We start from the raw sequence: 26,163 nt of genomic DNA on the forward strand, positions 1-26,163 counted from the left end.
TTGACGATCCGCAAGGATTGGTCGACGGACACCGGACGGGACACGCAGAAAGGAATTCGATCCATGGCTGACTTTCGGAATGCCAGCGTGAGGTCCGTTCCCTCGGCCGGTACCCGCGCGGATATCGACCAGGGCCTCCGCTCGTACATGATCAAGGTCTACAACCTGATGGCGGGCGGCCTCGTCCTCACGGGTATTGCGGCCTATGCCTTGTACTCATTTTCCGTCGTGACAAACGGCGCGGGCGACATCATCGGGCTTACCGCCCTCGGCGAAACGGTCTTCCAGTCGCCCCTTCGCTGGGTGCTGATGCTGGCGCCGCTGGCGATGGTGTTCTTCCTGTCGTTCCGCGTCAATAAAATGAGCGTCGCCGCCGCGCAGGCCACGTTCTGGGCCTATGCCGCGATGGTCGGCCTCTCGCTGTCGACGATCTTCCTCGTCTACACGCAGGAATCGATCACCCAGGTGTTCTTCATCACGGCCGCCTCCTTCGGCGCGCTGTCCCTGTTCGGCTACACGACCAAGCGCGACCTGTCGGGCATGGGCTCGTTCCTGTTCATGGGCGTGATCGGCATCGTCATCGCGATGATCGTGAACATCTTCCTTGCCTCTCCGGCGCTGACCTTCGCCATCTCGTGCATCGGCGTCCTGGTCTTCGCAGGCCTCACCGCCTACGATACGCAGCAGATCAAGGAAATGTACTACGAGGGCGACGGCTCGGCCGTGATGGGCCGAAAGGCTGTCATGGGCGCCCTGCGCCTCTACCTCGACTTCCTCAACATGTTCCTCTTCCTCCTGCAGCTCTTCGGCAACCGCAACTAAGCGGGCAGGGTTCGAGACAGACGATCGGGGCGGTCCTTAGGGGCCGCCCTTTTCATTTGCGCCGGCTTCTGCAAGATCGCGGCGAAACGCCAGCACCGAGCAGAACATGACCGCCTTCATCATCCGCCCCGTCGCCTTGTCCGACGTTCCGGCAATTACCGCGATCTACGAGCATGCCGTGCTGCACGGCACCGCGACCTACGAGCTCGCGCCGCCGAACGAGGGCGAGATGAGGCAGCGGCTGGAGGCGACGGTCGGGCAAGGCTACCCCTATATCGTCGCGGAAGATCGGGCCGGCGCGGTGATCGGTTATGCCTATGCCAACGCGTTTCGCGCGCGTCCGGCATATCGGTGGTCGGTCGAGGATTCCGTCTACCTCGCGCCGGCGGCCAAGGGGCAGGGCGTCGGCACCGCCCTCCTGACCCGGCTCGTCGAGATCGCGACCGAGAGCGGCTTCCGGCAGATGGTCGCGGTCATCGGCGGCTCCGACCATGCCCCCTCCATCCGCTTGCACGAACGTGCGGGATTTCGGAAGATCGGCATCTTCGAGAAGTCTGGCTTCAAGTTCGGCCGTTGGATCGACACTGTCCTCATGCAGATGGCGCTCGGCGAGGGCGGCGACAGCCTGCCGGACGAGGACGCCTTTCCCGGCACGCTCTACCGCCGCTGACCCGATGCGGCCGGAGCGGCTCGTGGGAAGCCCTCGGGTCTCTATGCATCAAAGTCTCAGTCCTGCGCCGTCGGGCGGATGACGATACTGCCGACGTCCACATCCTCAGGCTGCTCAATCGCGAAGGCGATGCCCCGGGCGATCGCGTCTGGGGAAATCGCGATCTGCGCAAGCCGCGTCTCGATCGCCTCCCTCGCGGCCGCATCGGTCATCGAATTGGCGAAGTCAGTGGACGTCATGCCCGGTGAGACCTCCGTCACCCTGAGATGCGGACCCGCCTCCTGGCGCAGCCCCTCGGTGAGCGTGCGCACCGCATTCTTGGTGGCGGCATAGACGCCCATCGTCGGCAGGATCTTGAGGCCGGCGGTGGAGACGACGTTGACGAAATGGCCGGATTGCTGGCGCCTGAACACGGGCAGCGCGGCGGCGATGCCGTGAAGCACGCCCTTGATGTTGACGTCGATCATCGCGTTCCAGTCGTCCACCTTCAGGGCGTCGAAGCGGGAGATCGGGCCGATCCCAGCGTTGTTCACCAGGACGTCGAGACGGCCGAAGCGGTCGCATGCAAGATCCACGAGGCCCTGGACTTCCTGAGGCTGGGTGACGTCGACCGACTGCCAGACGGCTCGGCCGCCCGCGGCGGTGATGTCGTCGGCAAGCGATGCCAGCCGGTCGGCACGGCGGGCGCCGAGAACGACGGCGGCTCCGCGCTTTGCCAGCATCAGCGCCGTGGCGCGGCCGATCCCGCTGCTGGCGCCGGTAATCGCGACGATTTTCTTCTCGATGGACATGGGCGGCTCCCGTCTGGAGGATGTTCTGACGACGGAAGTTAGCCGTGAGGCGCAGGATGCTCTATGCCAGTGGCACCATGGTTTTGTCGCAAGCGTCCAAAGCTCCGCTCGACCCTCTCTTCGACGTCCTGTCGACGCTGGGCGCGCGCAGCGTTCGGCGCACGCGTTTCGAGGCGGCCGGCGACTGGGCGCTCGCCTTTCCCGCGTTGGCGCGGCTGAAGTTCGTCGCCATGGTGAGGGGCGAGTGCTGGATCGTGCTGCCGGATCGAGCGGCCCTGCGGATGGCGGCGGGGGACGTGTGCCTGATCGGGACGACACCCTTCGTCATCGCCAGCGACCCGGCGTTGGAGCCGGGCGACGGGGCGCCGCTCTATGCCGACGGCTGCGACGTCGTGCGCCGCGGCGGCAATGACTGCGTCATGCTCGGCGGCGGGATCAGCTTCGACAGCGAAGGAGCGGATTTCCTCCTCGAGATGCTGCCGCCTTTCATGCATGTCGAAGGTGTCTCTCCCTCAGCCTCGGCGATGGCGAAAATGCTGGGTCTGCTGGAACGGGAGATCGAGCAGCAGGGGCTCGGCGGCTCGCTGATCATCGAGCGGCTGACGGAAGTGCTACTCGTCGAAGCGCTTCGCGTTCATCTCAGCGATGTCGGCGGCGAGGGCCTCGGCTGGGTCGGCGCGCTCGCGGACCGCCAGATCGGCCATGCCTTGCGACTGATGCATGGCGACGTCGCTCGCGCCTTCACGGTCGCGGACCTGGCGGCGGCGACCGGCATGTCGCGATCCGCCTTCTCCGCCCGCTTCACCAGCCTCGTCGGCAAGGCGCCGCTCGAATATCTCCGGAACTGGCGCATGATCCGCGCGCGGGAGATGTTGCGGCAGGACGGGGCGCGGGTCGACGTTGTCGGCCTGGCGGTCGGTTACGCCTCGCAGAGCGCCTTCTGCCATGCGTTCAAGCGGATGTTCGGACATCCGCCGACACGCGGCCGGTGAGTGCTCAGCCCCGGCGCTGCCGGCGCTGGAGATAGGCCAGCGTGAGCGCTGCCGGCAGGGCGAATGCCAGGCGCCCGATGGAGAGCCGGTCCGGGCGCCCGACCTCGCGGCGGTTGCCGCTCCCTGGCGAGCCGGAGGAGGAACGCGCAGCATCGCCGTCGCCACGGCCTTGCTGCGACCGCCGGCTTCCGCCGTCCCGCCGCGTCGTGGTGCTGTCGTCGTCCGCGACCGTGTCGGCCATCAGCGCGCCACGCTTGCCCATCGGCTTGGTGGGGCCGGTGGTCGTATCGCGGGCCGTCTGGTGTTCCATCTCGGAGTTCAGCTCGGCCCCGATGATGAGGACGATCATCGTCAGCCAGATCCAGGTCATAAAACCGATCAGGGCGCCGAGCGACCCGTAGGTCGCGTTGTAGGAGCCGAAATTGGCCGTGTACCAGGAGAAGAGCACCGAGACGACCGCGGTGACGATGACGGTGAGGGCGGTGCCGGGCGTGATCCAGCGCCACTGCGCATTGGCGCGGTTCGGACCCCAGCGATAGAGCCCGGCGATGCCGAAGGAGATGACGAGGAGGGTCACGATCAGGCTGACCGCCGAGATCGTCCATTGGGCGGCGCTTCCCAGCCCGAGCGTCCCCAACAGGTTCGGCAGGACGACGGCGAGGACGACGAGCAGGATCGCCGCGATCACCAGGCACAGGGTGAAGAGGAGCGAGATGGCGTTGAGCATGAGGAAGGAGCGATCCTCCTTTTCGTCATACGCGACGTTCATCGCCTCGAACAGCGCCTTCACGCCGGAATTGGCGCTCCACAGCGAGATCGCGAGCGACAGGAAGAGCGACAGGCCGAGGGTGGAATTGTTGGACGAGGCGAGGCGGGTCAGCTGCTCGCGAAGGATGTCCATGGCACCGCCTGGAAGAACGCCGCCGAACTGGCCGAGCTGATCGGTGACGGTGGAGGCGTCGGCGAAGAGGCCGTAGACGGACATGATCGCGGCCATGGCGGGCACCATGGCGAGCAGCAGGTAATAGGTGACCCCGGCCGCGACCAGCATGACCCGGTCGTCGCCGATCTCCGCGTAGACGCGCCACAAGATGCTCTTCCAGCCGGCCGCCGGGATCTCGCTCGGCTTGACCGCGTCGCGGCCGTGACCGCCGCGCGGTGTCTGCCCGCGTCCGGCGTCGTTCGGCCTTCTTGCGCGTGATTTCGGCATCGTTCGTCTCCTCGTATCTGCGGAGACGTAACGGAGTGGCATGCGGGTCGATCCATAGGCGCGACCGGGACCGGCGAATCTTGCTTAGCCGGCACGAGGATGCGGACCGCCGACGATCCGGATCAGCCGGCCTCCGCCTGCTTCAGCGCCTTGTCGAAGACGCCGAGCACGGTGGAGAGGTCGTGGCCCCGCTTCATGATCAGCCCGCCGGCCGCGACGACCTGGTAGGCGCCCTGCTTGCGAGCGAGCTTGGGGTTCTTCTCGACACGGTACAGCGGCATCTCGCTGGTGCGGCGAAAGACCGAGAACACCGCCTGGTCCTTCAGCGTGTCGATCGCGTAGTCGCGCCATTCGCCGGCGGCGACCATGCGCCCGTAGATCTTCAGGATTTCCGACAGTTCCCGCCGATCGAAGGAGACGATCGGCATGCGCGCCCCGTTGGCGGGGAACGGCACCAGATTGGCCATCGCCTCGCCGTTGATAGTCGGATTTGCCAAATCGGTCCCTCGTCCCTAGCCGTGCATCGGCCGCCTTCATGACGGCATGGTGACATGAATTTGGGGACCCTGCAAAAGCCTTTCAAACCGAAAAAGCGGGATGGAAGGCAGGTTTGCCGCGTCCCTTCGCTGTTTCGCCCGGCCAACTATTCGTCGTCGAACTCGATCAGGCTGGCCGCCAGGATCGGGCCCGGCAGCCCGTCGGGCGTGACCGACTGGATGATCGCCGCGCAGCCATCGCTGCCATTGCCGCGCTTGGTGAGTGTCGCGATCGGAAGGTCGACCTCCAGCGGCTTTCCCGAGACGAGCCCCATGATTCGCCAGTCGCGGACGGAATGGGTGTTGATCAGCGTGTGCCCGCGGTTCTCGCCGCGGTCGACCTCCGTCTCGGACCGGTCGTCGAAGGTGACCAGCATCAGCACCGGCCCGTGTCCGCCGCTGCCGGCCGAGGCGGTCTTGGCGACGATGTGCAGGCGGTCGCCCTCGACGCTCAGCCCGACGCTGGAGCCGCCGGCGGGATCGAGCGCGGTACGCGGGAGCATCTTGCGGATCTTCTTCTCGTGCGATCCGACGACGCCGGTGCGGCCGTTGATCACGAGCTCCGGCGTATAGATCGTCGACTCGTGGAACGCTTTGGCATAGGCGCGCTGGCGCTCGGTGTTCTGCGGCGAGCCGAAGGTGTCGCGCCAGCCGATATAGTCCCAGTAGTCGACATGATAGGACAGGGCCAGCATGCCGGGCTCCTCGGCAATCCGTGTCAGCAACTGGTCCGCCGGCACGCAGGTCGAGCAGCCCTGGCTGGTGAAGAGCTCGAGGACATGGGTGATCGGCTGCTTGATCCGCTCGCCGCCATAGGTCGCGCCGCCGGCAAGGCAGGCAGCGGCCAAGGCGGTCAGCAGACAGAGGACGCGGCGGATCGCCGGGCGGCTCACGATTTCGATCCGACGGCTGCGGTCACGGGCCGAGCACTCGCAGGTTTCAGGGCAGAGGATGTCATGCGGCCGGACCCTAGAGATCGTGTCGGACACCGGCCACTCAATTGCGGGTGAAAGCCCGCTCCTGGCAAACAAAGTGGAATTTCAGCATCAATAAAACGACAAGGCCGCCGAAAATCAATCCGGCGGCCTTGTTCATCGGTTGGCGGCCCGGCAGCTACCGGCCGCGGCGGTCTCAGGCGGCGAGGCGCCGCAGCACGTAATGCAGGATGCCGCCGTTCTTGTAGTATTCGAGCTCGTCCAACGTATCGATCCGGGCCTGGATCTTCACCGTCGAGACGGAGCCGTCGGGCTTTTCGATCTTGGCGTCGAGGATCTGGCGCGGCTTCAGGTCGGCGAGGCCCTCGATCGTCACCTTCTCGTCGCCCTTCAGGCCGAGCGACTGCCAGCTGGTGCCTTCCTCGGCGAAGACGAAGGGCACGACGCCCATGCCGACGAGGTTGGAGCGGTGGATGCGCTCGAAGCTCTCGGCGATGACTGCCTTGACGCCGAGGAGCACGGTGCCCTTGGCCGCCCAGTCGCGCGAGGAGCCGGTGCCGTATTCCTTGCCGGCCAGAACCACCAGCGGCACGCCCTCGGACTTGTACTTCATCGCAGCGTCGTAGATGGACAGCTCCTCGCCGGACGGCTGATGCACCGTCACGCCGCCTTCGACGCCCGGCACCATCTGGTTCTTGATGCGGATGTTGGCGAAGGTGCCGCGCATCATGACCTGGTGGTTGCCGCGCCTGGCGCCGTAGGAGTTGAAGTCGATCGGGCGGACCTGATGGCCGACGAGATATTCGCCGGCCGGGCCAGACGCCTTGATCGAGCCGGCGGGCGAGATGTGGTCGGTGGTGATCGAATCCCCGAACAGGCCGAGGATGCGGGCCCCCTTCACGTCCTCGACCGGCTTCGGCTCCTGCGCCATCCCCTCGAAGTAGGGCGGGTTCTGGACATAGGTCGAGCGGTCGTCCCAGTCATAGGTGAGGCCGCCGGAGACGGCGATCTTCTGCCAGTGCTCGTCGCCCTTGAAGACGTCGGCATAGCGGGTCTCGAACATCTCGCGCGTCACCGTCTCGCGGACGATCTCGGCGATCTCGTGGGTGGTCGGCCAGATGTCCTTCAGGAAGACGTCGTTGCCTTCCTTGTCCTTGCCGAGCGATTCCTTGGTGATGTCGACGAACATCGAGCCAGCGATCGCATAGGCGACGACGAGCGGCGGCGAGGCGAGGTAGTTCGCCCGGACGTCCGGGTTCACGCGTCCCTCGAAGTTGCGGTTGCCCGAAAGCACCGAGCAGGCGACGAGGTCGTTGGCGTTGATCGCCTCCGAGATCGGCTCGGGCAGCGGGCCGGAATTGCCGATGCAGGTCGTGCAGCCATAGCCGACGAGGTTGAAGCCCATGTCGTCGAGGTCCTTCTGGAGCCCCGCCTTCTGAAGATATTCGGTGACCACCTGGCTGCCCGGCGCCAGCGAGGTCTTCACCCAGGGCTTCACCTTCAGCCCCTTCTCATGCGCCTTGCGGGCGACGAGGCCGGCAGCGACGAGGACGTTCGGGTTGGAGGTGTTGGTGCAGGAGGTGATTGCGGCGATGACGACGTCGCCGTCGGCAAGGCCGTGCTCGGCCCCCTCGACCGGATGGCGCACCGTCTCCGGCGTCTCCTTCGGCGGCACCGCGCCCTCGTCCATATAGCGCGAATCGCCTTCCGACTGCGGCGTCTCGCTCTTCTTGCGGCCGCCCTTGATCTCGTCGAGTGCATCCACGAACTTCGCCGCGGCGTCCGTCAGCGCGACGCGGTCCTGCGGGCGCTTGGGGCCGGCGAGCGAGGGCACGACGGTCGACAGGTCGAGGCCCAGCGTGTCGGTGAACACCGGATCCTCGATGCCGTCCTCGCGGTACATCCCCTGTGCCCGCGCATAGGCCTCGACCAGCGCGATCCGGTCCTTGTCGCGGCCGGTCGCCTCCAGATAGGCGATGGTGTCCTTGTCGATCGGGAAGAAGCCGCAGGTCGCGCCGTATTCCGGCGCCATGTTGCCGATCGTCGCCTGGTCCTCAAGGGTCAGGTTGGACAGGCCCGGGCCGTAGAACTCGACGAATTTGCCGACGACCTTCTTCTTGCGCAGCATCTCGGTGACGGTGAGGACGAGGTCCGTCGCGGTCGTGCCCTCGGGCAGCTTGCCCTCGAGGCGGAAGCCGATGACCTCGGGGATCAGCATGGAGATCGGCTGGCCGAGCATCGCGGCCTCGGCCTCGATGCCGCCGACGCCCCAGCCGAGGACCGACAGGCCGTTGACCATGGTGGTGTGCGAGTCGGTGCCGACGAGCGTGTCCGGATAGGCGATCGTCTCGCCGTTCTCGTCCTTCGTCCAGACCGTCTGGGCGAGATATTCGAGGTTCACCTGATGGCAGATGCCGGTGCCGGGAGGCACGACGCGGAAGTTCCGGAAGGCTTCCGAGCCCCAGCGCAGGAAGGTGTAGCGCTCGCCATTACGGCCGTATTCGGCGTCGACGTTCTTCTCGAACGAATCCTTCTGGCCGAAGAAGTCGACCATCACCGAATGGTCGATGACGAGGTCGACCGGGACCATCGGGTTGATCTTCTTCGGGTCGGCGCCGAGTTGGGTCGTCGCGTCGCGCATCGCCGCGAGGTCGACCACGGCGGGAACGCCCGTGAAGTCCTGCATCAGGACGCGGGCCGGGCGATAGGCGATCTCGTAGCCGGCCTTGCCCTTGTCCTCCAGCCACTTTGCGACGGCACGGATATCGTCGGCGGTGACCGTGCGCCCGTCCTCGTTGCGCAGGAGGTTCTCGAGCAGCACCTTCATGGAGAAGGGCAGGCGCGAGGCGCCGGTCAGGCCGTTCTTCTCGGCTTCCTTGAGATCGAAATAGACGTAAGGCTTACCGGCCGCGGTGAGCGTCTTCCTGGATTTGAAGCTGTCGGGATGCTGGGACACGATGTTCCGTTCCTTCTCGAACCGATGGTGAGTCCGAAGGGCGAACGGCCTTCATGCGCTGCGGAAAAGCGCTCGAAGATGCGGGTGCGACCATTTCCGCTGTCCGCCCTGACGCCCGTCGGTGCCATGCGGGCGCCTGAGATCGGCGCTGAAGATATCCACGCCGGTCGCTGGAGTGGGTTGCGGCCCTTATAGGCAAGTTTGTAACGGCTATAAAGGGCGCGATCGGCGGAATGGCCGAAATTCCGATGCAGTGCGGAAGAGACGGAGGAACCTTGGTGGAAAAAGCCGGCGCAGCGGCGAAATCTCGTGTCGATCCGGACCTTTGGCGCATGCGTCTTCTCGCGGTGCGGACGGCGTGAGCCAGGTTCTCGTCACCGTCTCGGGTCTCCTCGTCGGCCGCGGCAGCGCCGCCGTCGCGGGGCCGTTCGATGTCGTGATTCGCAGCGGCGCGGCGCTTCTCGTCACCGGCCCGAACGGCGCCGGCAAGTCGACGCTGCTGCGCACGCTTGCGGGGCTGCTGCGTCCGATCAGCGGGACGGTCTCTGTCGAGGGCGCGCTCGCGCCGGACGGCGAGGCGGCGCGGCATCTTGCCGAAGCCTGCCACTATGTCGGCCACAGGAATGCGATGAAGCCTTCCGTCGCCGTCGGCGACAACCTCGCCTTCTGGGCCCGCTTTCTCGGCGGCGGCGGGACGAGCGTCACTGCTGCGCTGGAGGCCGTCGGCCTGCCGGGTGTCGCGCATCTGCCCTTTGCCTATCTCTCCGCCGGCCAGCAGCGGCGGGCGAGCCTTGCCCGTCTCCTCGTCGCGGCGCGGCCGGTCTGGATCCTCGACGAGCCGACATCCGCGCTGGACAGCGCCTCGCAGGCGCGCTTCGCCGGCCTGGTCGACGACCATCGCCGGGCGGGCGGCATCGCCATCGCGGCGACGCACCAGCCGCTCGGCCTGGAGGACGCCGAAAGCCTGTCCCTTGCGCCCGGCGCCGTCGACTCGTCCGTGACGGGCTCCCCCGACATCGACGAGGCCGCGCTCGACGCCGCGGAGGGCTGGCTGTGATCGCGGTCTTCGCGCGCGACCTGCGCCTTGCCTTCCAGGGCGGCGGCGGGGCGATGACCGGCGTCATCTTCTTCCTCGCCGTGGTCGCGACCGTGCCCTTCGGCATTGGGCCGGACCTCAACCTCCTGTCGCGCATCGGCCCGGCCATCCTGTGGATCGGCGCGCTGCTGTCGGCGCTGCTCACCCTCGACCGGCTGTTCCAGGCCGACCGCGACGACGGCACGCTCGACCTCCTGATCACCGGCCCGACGCCGCTGCCGCTCACCGTCCTGTCGAAATGCCTGGCGCTCTGGGTCGCCTCCGGTCTGCCGCTGGTCGCAGCCTCGCCGCTGCTCGGCCTGTTCCTGGCGCTCTCGCCGCAGGCGATCGGCGCGGTCATGGCGACGCTCTTCGTCGGAACGCCGGCCATCACCTTCATCGGCGCCGTCGGCGCCGCCGTCGCCGTCGCCCTGCCGCGCGGCGGCCTCCTCGTCTCGGTGCTGGTCCTGCCGCTGGCGATCCCCGTCCTGATCTTCGGCGTCTCGGCGACCTATGGCGCGGTGAACGACCCCGACCCGTTCCTCCCGCCCTTCATGATTTTGTGTGCCCTGACACTGTTCTTCGGCGCGCTGGGGCCTGTCGCGGCCGCTGCGGCGCTGAAGGCGGGGGCGGATTAAAGGAGGTAGGGAGCGATGCTGCTGCTCGGCGGGATGAGACTGACCAGAACGCGATGATCCTGTTTTTGGTCACGGCTTTGCCCGGTGGGCCTGAACGTATGCCGACAGCACTGCGGCCATGCGCGACGTATAGCCCTTCGGACTTTCGGCCTTGAAAAAACTCAGCACATCCTCCGGCAGTCGCAGCGAGACGTTTGGCTTCGTCCTCGGCGGAGAGACACGCGCATGCTTCCAGAAGGACTCATCCATAGCAGGGATATCGCTGGTGTCGATCTCGCTGTCCGGCAATGCGGCAAGCTCTTCAGAGGTCAAAGGCTTTTCGAATCTCCGTCTCATACCGTTTCCTTTCATGACGCAGTGCCGGTCGAGCAGAAATTATGCGGCAGACGCCGGCGCGATCCGTGTGGACGACCACGACCACGGCTGCCCCATCAATCATTCCGACACTGATCTCGCGGATTTCTCCGTAGGCGAACCGATCGTCGATCCAGTCGACCGTGAAACCATCGAAGATTCGCGCGGCTTGCTCGAAGCTCATGCCGTGCTTGGCAACATTGTCGCGGTTCTTCTTGTCGTCCCATTCGAACTGCATCGACCGTCTCGCCGCTCGGGCCGAATTGTAATACGATTTGTATGACGAATCCATAGAACGGATATCGTCAGATGGCGTTCTTGGGCGACCTGCGTTCAATCTTGGCCCGCTGATTGAGCCGTCCGGCGGTTTCCAATCGGCGCACCGACAGGATCGCGATAACGCGATAATCTGTACGCCGCCGGCCTGGTCGACGCTCCCGCCTAAAGGACGGCTTTGGAAAGCACGCCTCGACACTAAACCGGCCCTCATGACAAACCGGACGCCCCCATGACCGACTGGAACGCCGACCTCTATCTCCGCTTCGCCGACGAGCGGACCCGCCCCGCTGCCGATCTCCTGGCGCGGGTGCCGCTCAAGAGCGTGCGCCACGCCGTCGACATCGGCTGCGGGCCCGGCAATTCGACCGAGCTGATCGTCCGGCGCTTCCCCGAGGCCTCCGTCGAGGGCGTCGACACCTCGCCGGACATGCTGGAGAAGGCCCGTGCGCGTCTGCCGGGCGTCACCTTTCGGCAGGCGGATGTCACGACCTTCCGGGCCGAGCCGCCGGCGGACCTGATCTTCGCCAATGCCGTGCTGCAATGGGTGCCGGACCATGAGCGCCTGTTCCCGCAACTGATGGAGAGCCTTGCGCCGGGCGGGGTTCTCGCCGTGCAGATGCCGGACAATCTCGATCAGCCCTCGCACCGGCTGATGCGGGAGGTGGCCGCCGAGCCGGAGTTTGCGGAGAAGATCGGCGACGCCAATGCGGTGCGCGCGACGATCCCGTCGGTCGAGGACTATTACGACCTCCTCCAGCCGCATGCCCGCGGGATCGACATCTGGCGCACGACCTACTGCCACGTGCTCCCGGACGCCGGGGCGATCGTGGAGTGGGTGCGCGCGACGGGGCTCAGGCCGTTCCTCGATCCCTTGGACGAGGCAGCGAAGGCGGACTTCCTCGCCGCCTATACGGCCCGGATCGCAAGGGCCTATCCGCCACTTCGCGACGGCCGCGTGCTTCTGCCCTTTCCACGCCTCTTTATCGTGGCAATGCGCTGAGTCCGTCCGATCGGCGTCGGACCGGAAAGAAGCCGTTTGCGGTCAGTTCGGAGAGGCTCTAAATTCGCGTCATGACCGACTTCACCGCCCCGGCCAAGCGTTCGCGCTTTTCGATACTCGCCAATCCGACGCGGTTCCTCGAACTGTCCGGCAAGGTCCAGCCCTTCCTCTATGGCCTGGCGCTTCTCGCCATCGCCGTCGGGATCGGCCTCGGCTTTGCCGCGCCGCCGGACTACCAGCAGGGCGCGACCGTCCAGATCATGTTCATCCACGTGCCCTTCGCCTGGCTGTGCATGATGATCTGGACCGTGATGAGCGTCTCGGCGCTCGGCACGCTCGTCTGGCGCCATCCGCTCGCCGACGTCTCGGTCAAGGCGGCGGCGCCGATCGGCGCGGTGTTCACGGCGCTGGCGCTGATCACCGGCTCGATCTGGGGCCGGCCGATGTGGGGCACTTGGTGGGTTTGGGACGCGCGGCTGACCTCGGTCTTCGTCCTGTTCCTGATGTATCTCGGCCTGATCGCGCTCACCCGCGCGCTCGACGACCCCGGCAAGAGCGCCAAGGCGGCGGCGATCCTCGTCCTCGTCGGCTTCGTCAACATTCCGATCATCAAGTTCTCGGTCGACTGGTGGAACACGCTGCATCAGGGCGCCTCGGTCATCCGCATGGACGGCCCGTCCATGCCGGCTGTTTTCCTGGCGCCGCTGCTCGTCTCGGCGCTGGGCTTCACGCTCCTGTTCTTCGCGCTGCATCTGACCGCGATGCGCAACGAGATCATGCGCCGACGCGTCGCCGCCCTGTCGCGCCTCGCCGCGCGCCGGGTCGAGGGCTGAGGAGAATTTCATGCAGCACGATTATTTCGGCTTCATCGCCTCGGCCTACGGCCTGTCGGCGCTTGGCATCGTCGCGCTCGGCCTCTGGGTCTTCTTCGACGCGCGGGTCCAGCGCCGGGCTCTGAAGACATTGGAGGCGCAGGGCATCCGCCGGCGCTCCGCCGGCCGCGACGACCGGGCCTCCGGCGCCGCAGGGGCGGGCCGATGAGCGAGGAGCCGGAGACCCCGACGCTGATCGAGACCGCTCCGGCCGATCAGTCGCCGACGGCCGCCGCCGGGGCCGGCAGGCGCCGGCGCAACTGGCTCGTGCTCCTGCCGCTGGTCGTCTTCGGCGGCCTCGCCGCCGTGTTCCTGGCCCAGCTCGTCGCGGGACGGGCTCCGAACGAGGTGCCGTCGGTCCTGATCGGCAAGACGGCGCCGGAGACGACGCTGCCGCCGCTCGAGGGCGTCACCCGCGCCGACGGCACGCCGATGCCGGGCCTGGACCTTACGGGCTTCGGCGACGGGCGGCCGGTGCTCGTCAACGTCTTCGCCTCCTGGTGCGCGCCCTGCCGCGAGGAGCATCCGCTCTTGATGCAGCTTGCCCGGGACAAGCGCTTCCGCCTCGTCGCGATCAACTACAAGGACAAGCCGGAGAACGCGCGCAAGTTTCTGCAGAGCCTCGGCAATCCCTATGACGCGATCGGCGTCGACGAGAAGGGCGCGGCGACCATCGACTGGGGCGTCTACGGCGTGCCCGAAACCTTCCTCGTCGCGCCCGACGGCGAGATCCTCTACAAGCAGACCGGCCCATTCACACCGCAGGCCATCGAGCGCGGCCTGATGCCGGCGCTGGCCGAAGCGCTGAAGCGCGAGCCGAAGGGCGTGTCGCCGGTGAGTTGAAAACGTTTCTTCGTTCCTCGGCAGGACTTAAATCCAGCGGCACTTGGGAGATTGGAGACAGGCTGACCATGGGGATCCAAAAGTCACTGAACTTCACCGAACATTTCGGCCGGCTGATCGAGGAGCAGGTCCGCGACGGGCGCTTTGAGAGCGAGGTCGAAGTCGTACAGGCCGGATTGCAGCTTCTCGAACAGCGCGAACGTAAGCTGGCCGCATTCCGTGCTGCGATCGACGAAGGCGAGGCGAGCGGCGGATTCCATGAGATCGACTGGGGCGACCTTTTTGAAGAGGTCGAAGCTGAGGAGCGGGGCGCACGCGATACGAAGGATTGACGCGGCATGGCTGGTCGCCCGCTCTATTCGGCGAGAGCCGAAAGTGATCTTCGGGAGATCTATCGAGACAGCCTTCGCCTCTTTGGCCGCCAGCAGGCTCGGCAATATTCCGGTCGGCTCCGAACTCTCTGTGAGAAGCTCGCCGAAGGATACACCCGCGGGCGGCCGTTCGACGAAACGAGGGCGGGTTATCTGCGCAAGCTCGTCGGGGCACACTACATCGTCTACCGGTTCGGCGACGAGGGTCGGATGTATGTCGTCCGCATCCTGCATTCCCGCATGAACCTTCCGGACCATCTGTAGCGGCATGACCGAACCCTCCTTCACCCACCGCACGCCCGAGGGCGACGACGTTGCGCGCAGGATCTGCGACACCTGCGGCTTCGTCGCCTATGAGAACCCGAAGATCGTCGTCGGCTCCGTCGTGCACCACGGTGGCGGCATCCTCCTCTGCCGGCGCGCGATCGAGCCGCGGCGCGGTTTCTGGACGATCCCGGCCGGCTATCTCGAGCTGAACGAGACGCCGGAGGAGGGCGCCAGGCGCGAGGCGCGCGAGGAGGCCAATGCGGCACTTCGCATCGACCGGCTGCTCTCCGTCTATTCGGTGCCGCGGATCAGCCAGGTGCAGCTGATCTATCGCGCAAGCCTCGCCGAGTCCGGCTTTTCTGCCGGGCCGGAAAGCCTCGATGTGGCGCTCTTCGCCTTCGAGGACATTCCCTGGGACGAGATCGCCTTCCCGTCGGTGCACTGGGCGCTGAACCATGATCGCGAGGCCGAGGCCGGAGCGCCGCCGGTGCCCTTCGCCAACCCGCAGGGGGCAACCGGCAACATGATGCCGGACGGGCGCCGGCTTGGCCACGGGGAGTTCTGACGGTGACGCTCGCCGGGCCGCTGCGCGTGCAGTTCGAGGGACAGGCCGAGGCCTGCGAGCGGCTCGGCTCGCCCTTCACCGCCGCGCTCTGCCGGCTCATGCCGCAGGTTCTGGACCGCACGACTGCGACCGGCCGGCTCGTCCACGATTGGGCCGAGGGACCGGATGCGGCGCTGCCGCTGCGCCTCGCCGGCGCGCTGCACCGCCTGGTCCTTGCGGGCACGGATGCCGCGCTCGCGTCCGTCTATCCGCCGAACCCGCTGGATGCGAGCGGCCTCGCGGCCGCCGCCGCCCGCGCGCTCGTCGTCCATGATGCGGAAGTCGCCGCCTTCCTCGCCTCGCCGCCGCAGACCAACGAGGTCGCCCGGTCGGCCGCGCTTCTGCCGGGGCTCCTCCTCGTCGCGCGGGAGACGGCACGGCCGATCGTGCTTGCCGAGATCGGCTCCAGCGCCGGCCTCAACCTGTCGCTCGACCGCTTCTTCTATGATTTCGGCGGGGCGCGCTGGGGCGATGCCGCCTCTTGTGTTCAGCTGAGGCCGGACCTTCACGGCGCCGTCCCGGACCTTGCCGGCGATCTCGCCATCGTGTCCCGACGGGGATGCGACATCTCGCCGGTCCCGTTGGAGACACCGGAGGCTCGTCTGCGGCTGCGAAGCTATGTCTGGGCGGATCAGGCCGCGCGGCTCGCCCGTCTCGGCGCCGCGATCGACATCGCCCTCGATCAGGGCGTCGTCGTCGAGAAGCGCGATGCCGCCGATTTCGTCCGGGACGCCCTGGCGGGCCGGCCGGCGGATGCGGCCTTCTGCCTGATGCATTCGATCATGTGGCAGTACATGCCGGAGCGGGCCAAGGCCGCGATTACCGAGGCGATGCGCGCAGCCGGCGTCGAGGCGACGGCGGACCGGCCCTTGGCCTGGCTGCGGCTTGAGCCGGATGGGGCCGGCGAGGGCGCGGCTGTCAGCCTCGACCTGTGGCCAGGCGGCGAGACACGGCAGCTCGGGCGCGCCGACTTTCACGGCCGCTGGCTCGACTGGCACAGCTGAGCCGGTCTGGCGCGCCCCGCGGGACGCCTATTCCTGCAGCTCGCCCGCCGTGCGGCCGATCTCCTCGACGAGTTCGGCCGGCAGTTCCAGCCTTGCGGCCAGCATGTCGAGATAGGCCTTCTCGGCCGGATGATCGGGATCGATCGCCACGAGCGAGGCTGCATAGACTTCGGCCGCCACCTCGCGGTTTGCCACCTTGGCGACGATCTCGTCGATCGACAGCGGCCGGCGCATCTGGTCCATCAGCAGGCCCTTTTCATCCGCCTCGAGGTCGAGCTCGTCGATCCGGCCGAAGATCCGCTCCTGTTCGGCCTGATCGATGTAGCCGTCGGCCTTGGCCGCCGCGATCATTGCCGACAGCATCAGCCGGGCGCGATCGTCCTCCTCGCCGTGCGGCAGGAATGGCGTGCCGGACGCTTCCGGAATGTCGTTCGCGGGAAGTCGCGCGGCACCGCCGCCCACTGGGCCCGCGGGACGCGCCTGCTGGTTCTGGTAGTTCTGATAGGCCTTGTAGGCGAGACCGGCGATCAGCGCGGCGCCACCGAGCTTCACCGCCGACCCGCCGAGCTTCTTCATCCCCTTGCCGCGAAACAGATGCGAGGCGAGGCCACCGGCGAGCGCCCCGGAAAGCGCCGATCCCGCCTGCCCCTGCAGCAGACCGCCGACCTGGTCGATCATCGAGCCGCCCGACTGGCGATCGTGAGGGGGCCGCGTGCCGTGCGGGCTCGGCCGAGCGGTGCCGGCGCCGAGGAAGTCGGATAGTAGGCGCTGAATGTCCATGGGGAAGCTCCGTCGAGAAAGGGTCTGACCCCGATATCGCGATGGCCCCCGCTCTTCGCAATCCTGCCGGCGCGATCTATTCCGTTTTGGGCTTTCCGGTGCCGAGGGGTTCCAGCGAGTGCTTCTTCAGGAGCGGGATCTGCGCGAGCATGAAGACGATGGTGATCGGCATCGTCGCCCAGACCTTGAAGGCGACCCAGAAATCCGTCGAAAAATTGCGCCAGACGACCTCGTTGACCACCGCCAGGAAGACGAAGAAGATGCCCCAGCGCAGCGTCAGCTTGCGCCAGCCTTCATCGTCGAGCTTGAACGCCTGGTCGAAGACATAGCCGAGCAGCGCCTTGCCGAAGAAAAGCCCGCCGAGCAGGACCGCCGCGAAGAGCACGTTGACGATGGTCGGCTTCATCTTGATGAAGGTCTCGTCATGCAGCCACAGCGTTAGCCCGCCGAAAACGATCACGACGGCGCCGGAGACCAGCGGCATCAGGGGAAGCGTCCGCGTGATCGCCCAGGACACGGCGAGCGCGATCGTCATCGACGCCATGAACAGCGCGGTGGCCACGAAGAGCGGCCCTCCCAGGCTGCCGAGGGCGGGCACGGCGGCCACGATGTCCTCGCCGCGCGAATTGGCGAAGAAGAAGACGACGAGGGGGCCGAGTTCCAGCGCGAACTTCAGGAGCGGGTTGACCTCCTTGCGCCCCGGTGTGTTCGGCTCGTCTTCGATGATGTGCTCGGTCATGTCAGCGGTATTGCCTTTTCAGCCCGGGGCTTCGCCCCGCATCCGTTCCAATTCGCCGCGGAACAGCCGTTCCGGCCTGCGGTTCGCGGCCGCTTCGGCCCGTTCCCAGCTGAGATGGCCCGGATCGAACCCCGGCTCAAGACCGCGACGAGGACCTCGGATGAATTCGGGTCGAATCTATGACTTGCCCCGGTGTCCGTCAGGCCATCTCGGTTCCCGCGATCGCCCGGGCGAAATCCTTCGCCTTGAAGGGTTCGAGGTCGTCGATCCCTTCGCCGACGCCGACGAAATAGACCGGCAGCTTGTGCTTGCCGGCGATGGCGACGAGGATGCCGCCCCTGGCCGTGCCGTCGAGCTTGGTCATCACAAGTCCGTTAACGCCGGCGACGTTTCGGAAGATCTCGACCTGGGAGAGGGCATTCTGCCCGGTCGTGGCATCGAGCGTCTGGAGGACCGTGTGCGGCGCGTCCGGCTCGCGCTTGCCGAGAACGCGGATGATCTTCTCGAGCTCGGCCATCAGCTCGGCCTTGTTCTGCAGCCGGCCCGCGGTGTCGATGATCAGGACGTCGGAACCGTTCTCCACCGCCCGGTCATAGGCCTCGAAGGCGAGCCCCGCGGCGTCGGCGCCGATCTGCTTGGCGATGACTTCGGAGCCGGTGCGTTCGCCCCAGATCTTCAGCTGCTCGACCGCGGCGGCCCGGAAGGTGTCGCCGGCACAGAGCGTCACCGTGAGCCCGGCGCGAGTCAGCTTGGCGGCGAGCTTGCCGATCGTCGTCGTCTTGCCGGTGCCGTTGACGCCGACGACGAGGATGACGTGGGGCTTCTTCTCGAGGTCGAGTTCCAGCGGCAGCGCCACCGGCTGCAGCGTCTTCTCGATCTCCTCGGCGAGGATGCTGCGCACTTCCGCGCCCGAGATCTCGCGGCCGAAGCGGCCCTCCGACAGGCGGTCGGTGATGCGGATCGCGGTCTCCAGGCCGAGATCGGCCTGGATCAGAACGTCCTCGAAGTCCTGCAGCGTGTCCTCATCGAGCCGCCGCTTGGTGAACAGCGAGGTGATCGAGGAGGAGAGCTGGTTGGAAGAGCGCGAGAGGCCTTCCTGGAGCCGCTGCAGCCAGGGAACGCGCGCCGGCTGCACCGCTTCGGCGGCGGGCTCCGCCTTCTCCCGCAGCCGGAAGCCCGCATCGGGCGAAACCGCAGGGCGGGGCGCCGCGGCGGAGGGGACGGGAGCGGACGTCGCCGGTCCTGCTACTGTTCCTGCCTCGGCGCCCGGCTCGTCCGCGAACTGGGGGTCCCTGCGCAGGGCCGCCGGGTCACGGTCTGGATCCTCGTCCTCGGGCGGCAGGTCTTCGTCCAGCCAGGAGAAGTCGGCTTCCTCCTCCTCCCCGGCTTCCACGGGCTCGACGCCCAGATGGTCGTCCGCATGGGCGGGCTCGACGTCCGGAGCCGGCAACTCCGGCTCGGCCTCCGGTTCGCGCGTCTCGCTCTCGATCGGCTCCAGCGGCGCGTCGAGAAAGGAGAAGTCGGTCTCCCCGTCCTCGGCCGGTGCGTTTTCGGCGTCGCTCGAACCGTCACCCTCGTCAGGTGCGGTGGCGCCGCTCAGCTCCCGTTGCTGCGCGTCGAAGTTTTTTTTTGAGCCTCGTCGGTCTCGGCCGGCGTGTCTTCGCTCTCGGGCGCCTGCTTGGCGGCTTCGGCGAGCGGCGTGATACCGCCGCCGTCGGCGACGTCCGCCCCGGCTTCCTCGTCGGTCAGCGTGTTGGCGGCGGCCTGCGGCCTCAGGTCCGGATCGGGAGCATCCGCGCGGCCGACTTCCGTGTCGCTCGGGCGCGGCGCCTCGCCATGTTCGGGAACGCGCGCATCTTCCGGGTCCGACCCGAAGGAGAAGATCCGCCGGAAGAAGCCTTTTTTCTCAGCCATGTCTGTCGTCGATTCTCTTTCAAAGGGCCGGCGCGGGAAGAAGCGCCGCATCTGGCTCGCCGAGCGTCTGCCCGACGAGAGATCCGTCCGCGATCCCCGTCATTCTAGCGGAGACGATCGCGCCGGGGAGGCCTGCATCGACCCGGCAGAGGGTGAAGTCCTCGCAGCGGCCCACGCCCTCGCGCTCGACGAGGACGCTCTGGCAGGTGCCGACGCGGCGCTGGAGGTGGGCCGCATGGGCGGCCTCGCCGAGTGCCCGCAGCCGCGCGGCCCGCTCCTTGACGACGGGCTTTTGCAATTGCGGCATCCGGGCGGCGGGCGTTCCGTCCCGCGGCGAGAACGGGAAGACGTGGAGGAAGGTCAGCCCGCATTCCTCGACGAGGTTGAGGGAGTTCTGAAACATCTCGTCGGTCTCGGTCGGAAAGCCGGCGATGATGTCGGCGCCGAAGACGATGTCGGGCCGCTTGGCGCGCATCTCGGCGCAGAAGCCGATCGCGTCGGCTCGCAGGTGCCGCCGCTTCATGCGCTTCAGGATCATGTCGTCGCCCGCCTGCAGCGACAGATGGAGATGCGGCATCAGTCGCCGCTCCGAGGCAACCGCCTCCACGAGCGCCGGGTCCGCCTCGACCGAATCGATCGAGGAAAGGCGCAGGCGGAGAAGGTGCGGCACGTGGCGCAGGATCGCCTGCACGAGATCGCCGAGCCGCGGGGTCCCCGGGAGGTCGGCCCCCCAGCTGGTCATGTCGACGCCGGAGAGCACGACCTCGTTGTAGCCGCCGTCGACGAGGCGCTTCACCTGGTCCACCGCGGCGCCCATCGGCACGGAGCGCGAATTGCCGCGGCCATAGGGGATGATGCAGAAGGTGCAGCGGTGGTCGCAGCCGTTCTGGATCTGCACGATCGCCCGCGCCCGGCCTTCGATCGCGTCGACCATGTGGCCGGCGGTCTCGGTGACGCTCATGATGTCGTTGACGCGCACCTTCTCTTCGGCCGAGACGCCGAAGTCGGGCAGTGCGCGATAGGCCTTTGCCGTGAGTTTCTCGTCATTGCCGATGACGGCGTCGACCTCGGCCATTTCGGCAAAGCGCGCGGGTTCGGTCTGCGCGGCGCAGCCGGTGACGACGATGCGCGCGCCCGGATTGTCGCGCCGCGCCCGGCGGATCTGCTGGCGCGCCTGGCGCACCGCCTCGGCGGTCACCGCGCAGGTGTTGAAGACGATCGCGCTCTCGCCGCCGGCGCCGAGGCCGGCGGCCTCCGCCTCGCGCTTCATGATTTCCGCCTCATAGGTGTTGAGGCGGCAGCCGAAGGTGACGACGTCGATGCCCATCAGGCCGGTTCCGCGGCGGTCTCTTGGTCGCGCGTGAACGCGCCGGTCGCGGGGTCGAGCCGCCCCGACCACTCCCATTCGGCCGGGCCGGTCATGACGACGTGATCGTCGTCGCGCCAGTCGATCAGAAGGTCGCCGCCCGGCACGGTGACCGTCACGCTCCGGCCGGTGCGGCGCGTGCGCGCGGCCGAGACGGCGGCAGCGCAGGCCGCCGAGCCGCAAGCCTTGGTCAGGCCCACGCCGCGCTCCCAGGTGCGGATCGTCAGATGGTCGCGGCCGGTCACCTCCGCGATGGAGATATTGGCGCGGTCGGGAAAGATCGGGTGGTTCTCGAGGACCGGCCCGAAGCGGTCGAGCGCGAAGGACCAGACGTTCTCTCTTACCCAGAACACCGCATGCGGATTGCCCATCGAGACGACCGAGGGCGAATGCAGGACCGGCGCGTCGATCGGCCCGATCTGCAGTTCGATCGCGCGCGTGTCGCGGAATTCCTCGGCGAGCGGGATCTCGTCCCACGCGAAACGCGGCTTGCCCATGTCGACGGAGATCAGCCCGTCCTCGCGCTCCGAGGCGTTGAGGATACCGGCCCGGGTCTCGAACACGAAGTCGCGGCCGCCGGTTTCGGCCGCAAGGGCCTGGACGACGCAGCGCGTGCCGTTGCCGCAGGCGCCGGCCTCCGAGCCGTCGCGGTTGATGATCGCGACGAAGGCGTCGGTGCCGCTGGTGCGCGCGTCGTGGATCGCCATGATCTGGTCGAAGCGGGTGGCGGGGTCGCTTGCGAGGGCGCGCGCGGCCTCTGCCGATATGCGGGCCTTCGTGCCCCGCAGATCGGCGACCAGGATCTCGTTTCCGAGCCCGTTCATCCGCGCGAAGGGGATCGACGGGCCGGCCAAATGGTCGGCGCTGGCGCTCATGCGCCCGTATATGGCCGATCCGGGCGTCGATTGAAAGGCGGGGAGCCGGTCCGAAACCTGCCGCCGGTCACCGAATGCATGTGATGGCGGCAGGAGGCCGGTTCCCCGCGCCGCAATCGGACGATGAGCCGGCGTCACGACCGCCTCCGCGGGGGGAGATCCCGAGACGGGTGAGTTCCTGCCGTCGAAGTTTCAATCCACGCCTCCGCAGGGGAGGCGACTCCGCGTCCAGCTCGTCCAGGGCAAGCCTGTAATGTTTCAATCCACGCCTCCGCAGGGGAGGCGACAGTCGCCGGCCACCAGGATCGAGAGGCCGGTGACCGTTTCAATCCACGCCTCCGCAGGGGAGGCGACCGACTTAGCCTAAGTCACGGACAGTGCTGGCGAAAGGGGCAAGGCTGCGCGAACCGGGTCGGGCGGGGCCCTTCCGTCTGCCGATTGCCGATCGCGGGCGACGAAATCGTCAGTCGTTTCAAGGAGCCGGTGTCGGCGCGAGCCTCACGGGGATGGCCGGCACGCTTCCGGTTCGCGCGGCGGGCTCGGGCCCACGCTCCGGCAGATTCGCCGCCGGCGGCCATTTCGGCAAGTGCCGCCTTCTGGAGACCTGCCAGCCGAGGCCGGCGCGCTTCCCCTTCCACCCGGCCGCCCTCCTGCCTATACTCCGGCCATGACCAATCCCTGCCGATCGTCATGACCGATTTGCGTATCTCCGCCAGTGACTTGGCCCAGGCGAGCCAGGGCGTCCTGGACGAGCGGGCGCGCGAGATCTTCCGGCTGATCGTCGAGAGCTATCTCGATCTCGGCGAGCCGGTCGGCTCGCGCATGCTGTCGAAGCTCCTGACGAGCTCGCTCTCGCCGGCCTCCGTCCGCAACGTGATGAGCGATCTCGAAACGCTCGGGCTGATCTATGCGCCGCATGTCTCGGCCGGCCGGCTGCCGACCGAGCTCGGCCTGCGCTTCTTCGTCGACGCCTTTCTCGAAGTCGGCGACCTCGCGCCCTCCGAACGCGATGAGATCGAGGAGAAGGTCCGGCTCGTCGGCGACGGCCGGCCGATGGATTCGCTGCTGACCGAGGCGAGCAATCTTCTCTCCGGCCTGTCGCGCGGCGCCGGCATCGTCCTGACCACCAAGTCCGATCTGCGGCTGAAGCATATCGAGTTCATCCGGCTGGAGCCGATGCGGGCGCTCGCGGTGCTCGTCGGCGAGAACGGCGAGGTCGAGAACCGGCTGTTCGACCTGCCGGCCGGGGTCACCGCCTCGCAGCTTCTGGAGGCGGCGAATTTCCTCAACGCCCACGTGGTCGGGCGCACGCTCTCGGAGGCCATGGAGCGGATCGCCCGGCTGAAGGGCGAGACGGCGACGGCGCTCGACAAGCTCTCGCAGGAAATGGTCGACAAGGGGCTCGCGGTCTGGTCCGGCGCCTCCACCGACCAGCCGGCCCGGCTGATCGTGCGCGGCCGCGCGAATCTTCTCGAAAACGTCACGGCGGCGGAGGATCTCGAACGCCTGCGGCTCCTGTTCGACGATCTCGAAACCAAGAGCGGCATCGTCGAGCTTCTCGGCCTCGCCGAGACCGGATCGGGCGTCAGGATCTTCATCGGCTCGGAGAACAAGCTGTTCTCGCTCTCCGGCTCATCCCTCGTGGTCGCGCCCTACAAGGGCGGCGGGGAGAGCGTGATCGGCGCGGTGGGGGTGATCGGGCCGACGCGGCTCAACTATCGCCGCATCGTGCCCATGGTCGACTATACCGCCCGCATCGTCTCGCGCCTCATCGCGCGCGGCACGCCCTCCGGCAAGGCTTGATTTCTCGCTCCCGCAATTCGATATGCCGCTGCGATAACGCTTTCGTGCTGCAGGCTCGCCGCCGCCGGGATTAATCCGGCGCAGGGGACTGCGGCCAGTCGCATCGGACCGAGAATCGGGAACCGACTTTCGGAAATTCCGATGCGATACCGATAACTTGGAGCGTAGGACCCGAAGCTGAAGCGGGGTCCTGCGCTCTTGAACTGAACGGGGTGACCAACGGATGACCAGCGAGACCGGCAAACGCGAAGAAGACAAGTTCGCACAGAAGGGCGCCGGCGCGGCGGGCGCAGCGGCGGGATCCTACGCGGCCAACGCCAATGGCGACGAGGCGGATGGCGGCGAGGCCAGCGGCTTCGCCGACCAGGAAGCCGCGGCCGGCGCCGACCAGGAGCGGATCGCGGCGCTCGAAGCGGAGAATGCCGACGTCAAGGATCGCATGCTGCGGCTCGCCGCCGACATGGAGAATCTGCGTCGCCGCACCGAACGCGAGATCAAGGACGCGCGCACCTACGCGGTGACGGGCTTCGCCCGCGAGATGTTGCAGGTGGCTGACAATCTGTCCCGTGCGCTGGAGGCCGTGCCGGCCGAGCATCGCTCCGACGAGGGATCGGGCCTGAAGGCGCTGATCGAGGGCGTCGAAGTGACCGAGCGCGGCCTGCTCTCCTCGCTGGAGAAGCATGGCGTCAGGAAGCTTGAGCCCGAGGGCCAGCGATTCGACCCGAACTTCCACCAGGCGATGTTCGAGGTGCCGAACCCGCAGGTGCCGAACAACACCGTCGTCCAGGTCGTCCAGGCCGGTTATGCGATCGGCGAGCGGGTGCTGCGCCCGGCCATGGTCGGCGTCGCCAAGGGCGGGCCGAAGCAGGCCGCCGGCGAGGCGAAGCCCGCGACGGCGGCGGAGACGCGCGAGGGCGCGGCGGACGAGTCCGACAGCGCGGCCTGAGCCGGCGCGGCCGGAGCCGGGCGGCTCACGGCCAGGACGCGACGGCGCGAAAGAATGCGAGGAGGCGCCGGGCGAGTTCGTCCGGCGCCTCTTCTGCCATATGGTGGCCGCTGTCGATCGCGCCGCCTTCGAGGCTGCCGGTCCAAGGTTTCCAGATGGCGAGCGGGTCGCCGTAGAGCAGTTCGAGATCGTCGCGCTTTGACCACAGGCACAGGGTCGGGCAGGCGAGCCGCCGGCCGGCCGCCCGGTCCGCTGCGTCGTCGGCCCGGTCGAGGGTGAGGCTCACGCGATAGTCTTCGACCATGCCGTGGACGACCGCTGGATCCCGGATGGCGGCCTGGAAGTCGGCGAAGTTCTCCCTGCCCATCGCCTCCGGTGACCCGCCGTACCATGCCTGCGGATCGGCAAGGATCGCGCGTTCCGGCTTTTCCGGCACGGCGAAGAAGAACCAGTGCCACCAGGCGCGGGCGAAATTCTCCGTGCACCGTTCCAGCGCCTCCAGGATCGGCACGCCGTCGAGGACGGCAAGCGCTGCAACGCGACCGGGATTGTCCATGGCGAGACGAAAGGCGGTGTAGGAGCCGCGGTCGTGGCCGACCACCGCGAAGCGCCGGTGGCCGAGCCGGGACATGAGTTCGGCAAGGGCCCGAGCCTTGGCGCGCTTCGACGATCCCGCATGATCCGCCGGCTGGAAGGAACCGCCGAAGCCCGGAAGGTCCAGGCAGATCACGGTGAACCCGGCAGCCGCAAGGATCGGCGCGACGAGGTGCCAGGTCGTGTGGGTTCGCGGATGGCCGTGAAGGAGGAGCAGCGGCGGGCCCGAGCCGCCGCGGCGAAGCCGGATCTGCCCGTCCGAGATCGCGACGGTTTCCAGCTCGAATCCTTCGAACATGCCAGACTCTCCATGGGCGGGTCGATGCGGCAAAGGGCTACAGCAGCGATAGCTGGGCGCTGGGTGCGCCGGCCCTGTTTCCTTCGAGGCGCAGGAGGAACGTCTTGGTCGGGAGCCCGCCACCGAAGCCGGTGAGCTGGCCGTTCGCGCCGATGACGCGGTGGCAGGGCAGGACGATCGGCAGCGGGTTCCTGCCGGCTGCAAGCCCCACCGCCCGGCTTGCCTCCGGCGCGCCGATCAAGGCCGCGACCTCGCCATAGCTGCGGGTCTCGCCATAGGGGATGTCCGCGAGGGCGTGCCAGACGCGCTCCTGGAAGGGCGAACCGCGAAAGCGCAGGGGCAAGTCGAAGCGACGCAGCTCCCCTGCAAAATACGCCTCGATCTGCCGTGCGGCCTCCGCGAAGGGGCCGTTATCGCGTCGCCAGCCGGGCTGCGGTCCGTCGGCCCCACGCCCGCCGGGAAATTTCAGGACCTGCAGTGCCGTCTCGTCCCCGGCGACCAGCAAGAGGCCGATGGGGCTCTCGACATAGGTGTATGACAATGGGGGCGCCATGCGTCCGGCCGCTCGGGAATTGAGGATCGTCTGGAATACATAGTTCGCCGGCTGCGGGGTGGAAGCCGGGGTCCCC

At 67.6% G+C, this 26,163-nt stretch carries 30 protein-coding genes; 15 read left to right on the top strand and 15 right to left on the bottom strand.

Translation table 11 applies throughout. The features are described from left to right. The first annotated feature begins 63 nt into the window (after window positions 1-63). Window positions 64-822, top strand: coding sequence for a Bax inhibitor-1/YccA family protein (locus tag LH400_RS17220; protein WP_229154137.1), 759 nt, complete (start codon window positions 64-66; stop codon window positions 820-822). Window positions 823-928: 106 nt separating this feature from the next. After that, the gene (locus LH400_RS17225) at window positions 929-1,492 is read left to right on the top strand and encodes a GNAT family N-acetyltransferase (protein WP_229154138.1); all 564 of its coding nucleotides are present in this window, start codon (window positions 929-931) and stop codon (window positions 1,490-1,492) included. 56 nt (window positions 1,493-1,548) lie between these two features. Here the strand turns inward: LH400_RS17225 and LH400_RS17230 are convergent, their stop codons facing one another. After that, window positions 1,549-2,283, bottom strand: coding sequence for an SDR family oxidoreductase (locus tag LH400_RS17230; protein WP_229154139.1), 735 nt, complete (start codon window positions 2,281-2,283; stop codon window positions 1,549-1,551). A gap of 44 nt (window positions 2,284-2,327) precedes the next feature. Here LH400_RS17230 and LH400_RS17235 point away from each other — a divergent pair, with 44 nt between their 5' ends. After that, on the top strand, window positions 2,328-3,275 hold the full coding sequence (locus LH400_RS17235) for an AraC family transcriptional regulator (protein ID WP_229154141.1): 948 nt from the start codon (window positions 2,328-2,330) through the stop codon (window positions 3,273-3,275). A gap of 4 nt (window positions 3,276-3,279) precedes the next feature. On the opposite strand, the gene LH400_RS17240 is transcribed toward LH400_RS17235, so the two are convergent. The 4 genes from LH400_RS17240 to acnA form a co-directional block, all read right to left on the bottom strand. Continuing rightward, window positions 3,280-4,485 (bottom strand): YihY/virulence factor BrkB family protein, encoded by a 1,206-nt coding sequence (locus LH400_RS17240; RefSeq protein ID WP_229154143.1) that lies wholly within the window; start codon window positions 4,483-4,485, stop codon window positions 3,280-3,282. A gap of 122 nt (window positions 4,486-4,607) precedes the next feature. Next, entirely contained in the window at window positions 4,608-4,952 is a 345-nt protein-coding gene (locus LH400_RS17245; protein WP_229154442.1) for a DUF2794 domain-containing protein, read from the bottom strand. A gap of 176 nt (window positions 4,953-5,128) precedes the next feature. Continuing rightward, window positions 5,129-5,914 (bottom strand): DUF1223 domain-containing protein, encoded by a 786-nt coding sequence (locus LH400_RS17250; protein ID WP_229154145.1) that lies wholly within the window; start codon window positions 5,912-5,914, stop codon window positions 5,129-5,131. Window positions 5,915-6,152: 238 nt separating this feature from the next. Further along, on the bottom strand, window positions 6,153-8,912 hold the full coding sequence (acnA, locus tag LH400_RS17255) for an aconitate hydratase AcnA (RefSeq protein WP_370638410.1): 2,760 nt from the start codon (window positions 8,910-8,912) through the stop codon (window positions 6,153-6,155). A 358-nt stretch (window positions 8,913-9,270) separates the two neighbouring features. Here acnA and ccmA point away from each other — a divergent pair, with 358 nt between their 5' ends. Together ccmA and ccmB are read left to right on the top strand one after the other, a co-directional pair. After that, the gene (ccmA, locus tag LH400_RS17260; RefSeq protein ID WP_229154147.1) at window positions 9,271-9,969 is read left to right on the top strand and encodes a heme ABC exporter ATP-binding protein CcmA; all 699 of its coding nucleotides are present in this window, start codon (window positions 9,271-9,273) and stop codon (window positions 9,967-9,969) included. Then, window positions 9,966-10,625, top strand: a complete 660-nt coding sequence (gene ccmB, locus LH400_RS17265; RefSeq protein ID WP_229154148.1) for a heme exporter protein CcmB — start codon at window positions 9,966-9,968, stop codon at window positions 10,623-10,625. Before ccmA ends, ccmB begins: the two co-directional genes overlap by 4 nt. Before the next feature lie 69 nt (window positions 10,626-10,694). On the opposite strand, the gene LH400_RS17270 is transcribed toward ccmB, so the two are convergent. Beyond that, the gene (locus LH400_RS17270) at window positions 10,695-10,961 is read right to left on the bottom strand and encodes a BrnA antitoxin family protein (protein ID WP_229154149.1); all 267 of its coding nucleotides are present in this window, start codon (window positions 10,959-10,961) and stop codon (window positions 10,695-10,697) included. After that, window positions 10,927-11,217: a BrnT family toxin gene (locus tag LH400_RS17275; protein ID WP_229154150.1), complete on the bottom strand. Its 291-nt coding sequence runs from the start codon at window positions 11,215-11,217 to the stop codon at window positions 10,927-10,929. Before LH400_RS17275 ends, LH400_RS17270 begins: the two co-directional genes overlap by 35 nt. Before the next feature lie 270 nt (window positions 11,218-11,487). Between LH400_RS17275 and tam the strand changes: the two genes are divergently transcribed. From tam to LH400_RS17315, 8 genes are all read left to right on the top strand, one after another. After that, window positions 11,488-12,258, top strand: a complete 771-nt coding sequence (gene tam / locus LH400_RS17280; protein WP_229154151.1) for a trans-aconitate 2-methyltransferase — start codon at window positions 11,488-11,490, stop codon at window positions 12,256-12,258. Between the two features lie 71 nt (window positions 12,259-12,329). Continuing rightward, on the top strand, window positions 12,330-13,091 hold the full coding sequence (locus tag LH400_RS17285; RefSeq protein ID WP_229154152.1) for a heme ABC transporter permease: 762 nt from the start codon (window positions 12,330-12,332) through the stop codon (window positions 13,089-13,091). A gap of 10 nt (window positions 13,092-13,101) precedes the next feature. Continuing rightward, the gene (gene ccmD, locus LH400_RS17290; protein ID WP_229154153.1) at window positions 13,102-13,299 is read left to right on the top strand and encodes a heme exporter protein CcmD; all 198 of its coding nucleotides are present in this window, start codon (window positions 13,102-13,104) and stop codon (window positions 13,297-13,299) included. Beyond that, window positions 13,296-13,973, top strand: coding sequence for a DsbE family thiol:disulfide interchange protein (locus LH400_RS17295; protein ID WP_229154154.1), 678 nt, complete (start codon window positions 13,296-13,298; stop codon window positions 13,971-13,973). Before ccmD ends, LH400_RS17295 begins: the two co-directional genes overlap by 4 nt. After that, window positions 13,970-14,305, top strand: coding sequence for a type II toxin-antitoxin system ParD family antitoxin (locus LH400_RS17300; protein WP_229154155.1), 336 nt, complete (start codon window positions 13,970-13,972; stop codon window positions 14,303-14,305). Before LH400_RS17295 ends, LH400_RS17300 begins: the two co-directional genes overlap by 4 nt. A 6-nt stretch (window positions 14,306-14,311) precedes the next feature. After that, window positions 14,312-14,608, top strand: coding sequence for a type II toxin-antitoxin system RelE/ParE family toxin (locus LH400_RS17305; RefSeq protein ID WP_229154156.1), 297 nt, complete (start codon window positions 14,312-14,314; stop codon window positions 14,606-14,608). 4 nt (window positions 14,609-14,612) lie between these two features. Continuing rightward, the gene (locus LH400_RS17310; protein WP_229154158.1) at window positions 14,613-15,176 is read left to right on the top strand and encodes an NUDIX hydrolase; all 564 of its coding nucleotides are present in this window, start codon (window positions 14,613-14,615) and stop codon (window positions 15,174-15,176) included. A gap of 2 nt (window positions 15,177-15,178) precedes the next feature. Further along, entirely contained in the window at window positions 15,179-16,219 is a 1,041-nt protein-coding gene (locus LH400_RS17315) for a DUF2332 domain-containing protein (protein ID WP_229154160.1), read from the top strand. A gap of 27 nt (window positions 16,220-16,246) precedes the next feature. On the opposite strand, the gene LH400_RS17320 is transcribed toward LH400_RS17315, so the two are convergent. The 6 genes from LH400_RS17320 to dapF form a co-directional block, all read right to left on the bottom strand. Next, window positions 16,247-16,999: a tellurite resistance TerB family protein gene (locus LH400_RS17320; protein ID WP_229154162.1), complete on the bottom strand. Its 753-nt coding sequence runs from the start codon at window positions 16,997-16,999 to the stop codon at window positions 16,247-16,249. Between the two features lie 76 nt (window positions 17,000-17,075). Continuing rightward, window positions 17,076-17,738 carry a septation protein A gene (locus tag LH400_RS17325; protein WP_229154164.1) on the bottom strand — a complete coding sequence of 221 codons (663 nt, stop codon included), beginning with the start codon at window positions 17,736-17,738 and terminating at the stop codon, window positions 17,076-17,078. A 199-nt stretch (window positions 17,739-17,937) separates the two neighbouring features. After that, window positions 17,938-19,338, bottom strand: coding sequence for a signal recognition particle-docking protein FtsY (gene ftsY, locus LH400_RS17330; protein WP_229154444.1), 1,401 nt, complete (start codon window positions 19,336-19,338; stop codon window positions 17,938-17,940). Further along, a complete protein-coding gene (locus LH400_RS17335) occupies window positions 19,335-19,652 on the bottom strand; it encodes a hypothetical protein (protein WP_229154166.1) in 318 nt (105 codons plus the stop codon). Before LH400_RS17335 ends, ftsY begins: the two co-directional genes overlap by 4 nt. A gap of 19 nt (window positions 19,653-19,671) precedes the next feature. Continuing rightward, window positions 19,672-20,979 carry a tRNA (N(6)-L-threonylcarbamoyladenosine(37)-C(2))-methylthiotransferase MtaB gene (gene mtaB / locus LH400_RS17340; RefSeq protein ID WP_229154168.1) on the bottom strand — a complete coding sequence of 436 codons (1,308 nt, stop codon included), beginning with the start codon at window positions 20,977-20,979 and terminating at the stop codon, window positions 19,672-19,674. After that, entirely contained in the window at window positions 20,979-21,893 is a 915-nt protein-coding gene (gene dapF, locus LH400_RS17345; protein ID WP_229154170.1) for a diaminopimelate epimerase, read from the bottom strand. The genes mtaB and dapF overlap by 1 nt, the downstream gene beginning before the upstream one ends. 690 nt (window positions 21,894-22,583) lie before the next feature. On the opposite strand from dapF, the gene hrcA reads away from it, so the two are divergent. Continuing rightward, on the top strand, window positions 22,584-23,696 hold the full coding sequence (gene hrcA, locus LH400_RS17350; RefSeq protein WP_229154172.1) for a heat-inducible transcriptional repressor HrcA: 1,113 nt from the start codon (window positions 22,584-22,586) through the stop codon (window positions 23,694-23,696). Window positions 23,697-23,919: 223 nt separating this feature from the next. Next, a complete protein-coding gene (gene grpE, locus LH400_RS17355) occupies window positions 23,920-24,642 on the top strand; it encodes a nucleotide exchange factor GrpE (protein WP_229154173.1) in 723 nt (240 codons plus the stop codon). Window positions 24,643-24,667: 25 nt separating this feature from the next. On the opposite strand, the gene LH400_RS17360 is transcribed toward grpE, so the two are convergent. Both LH400_RS17360 and LH400_RS17365 read right to left on the bottom strand, forming a co-directional pair. Further along, a complete protein-coding gene (locus LH400_RS17360) occupies window positions 24,668-25,534 on the bottom strand; it encodes an alpha/beta fold hydrolase (RefSeq protein ID WP_229154175.1) in 867 nt (288 codons plus the stop codon). 37 nt (window positions 25,535-25,571) lie between these two features. Then, window positions 25,572-26,087 carry a methylated-DNA--[protein]-cysteine S-methyltransferase gene (locus LH400_RS17365; protein WP_229154176.1) on the bottom strand — a complete coding sequence of 172 codons (516 nt, stop codon included), beginning with the start codon at window positions 26,085-26,087 and terminating at the stop codon, window positions 25,572-25,574. Between the last annotated feature and the right edge of the window lie 76 nt (window positions 26,088-26,163).

Origin of the sequence: Jiella soli, assembly GCF_020615385.1 — a bacterium.
Taxonomy (GTDB): domain Bacteria; phylum Pseudomonadota; class Alphaproteobacteria; order Rhizobiales; family Rhizobiaceae; genus VKMB-3413.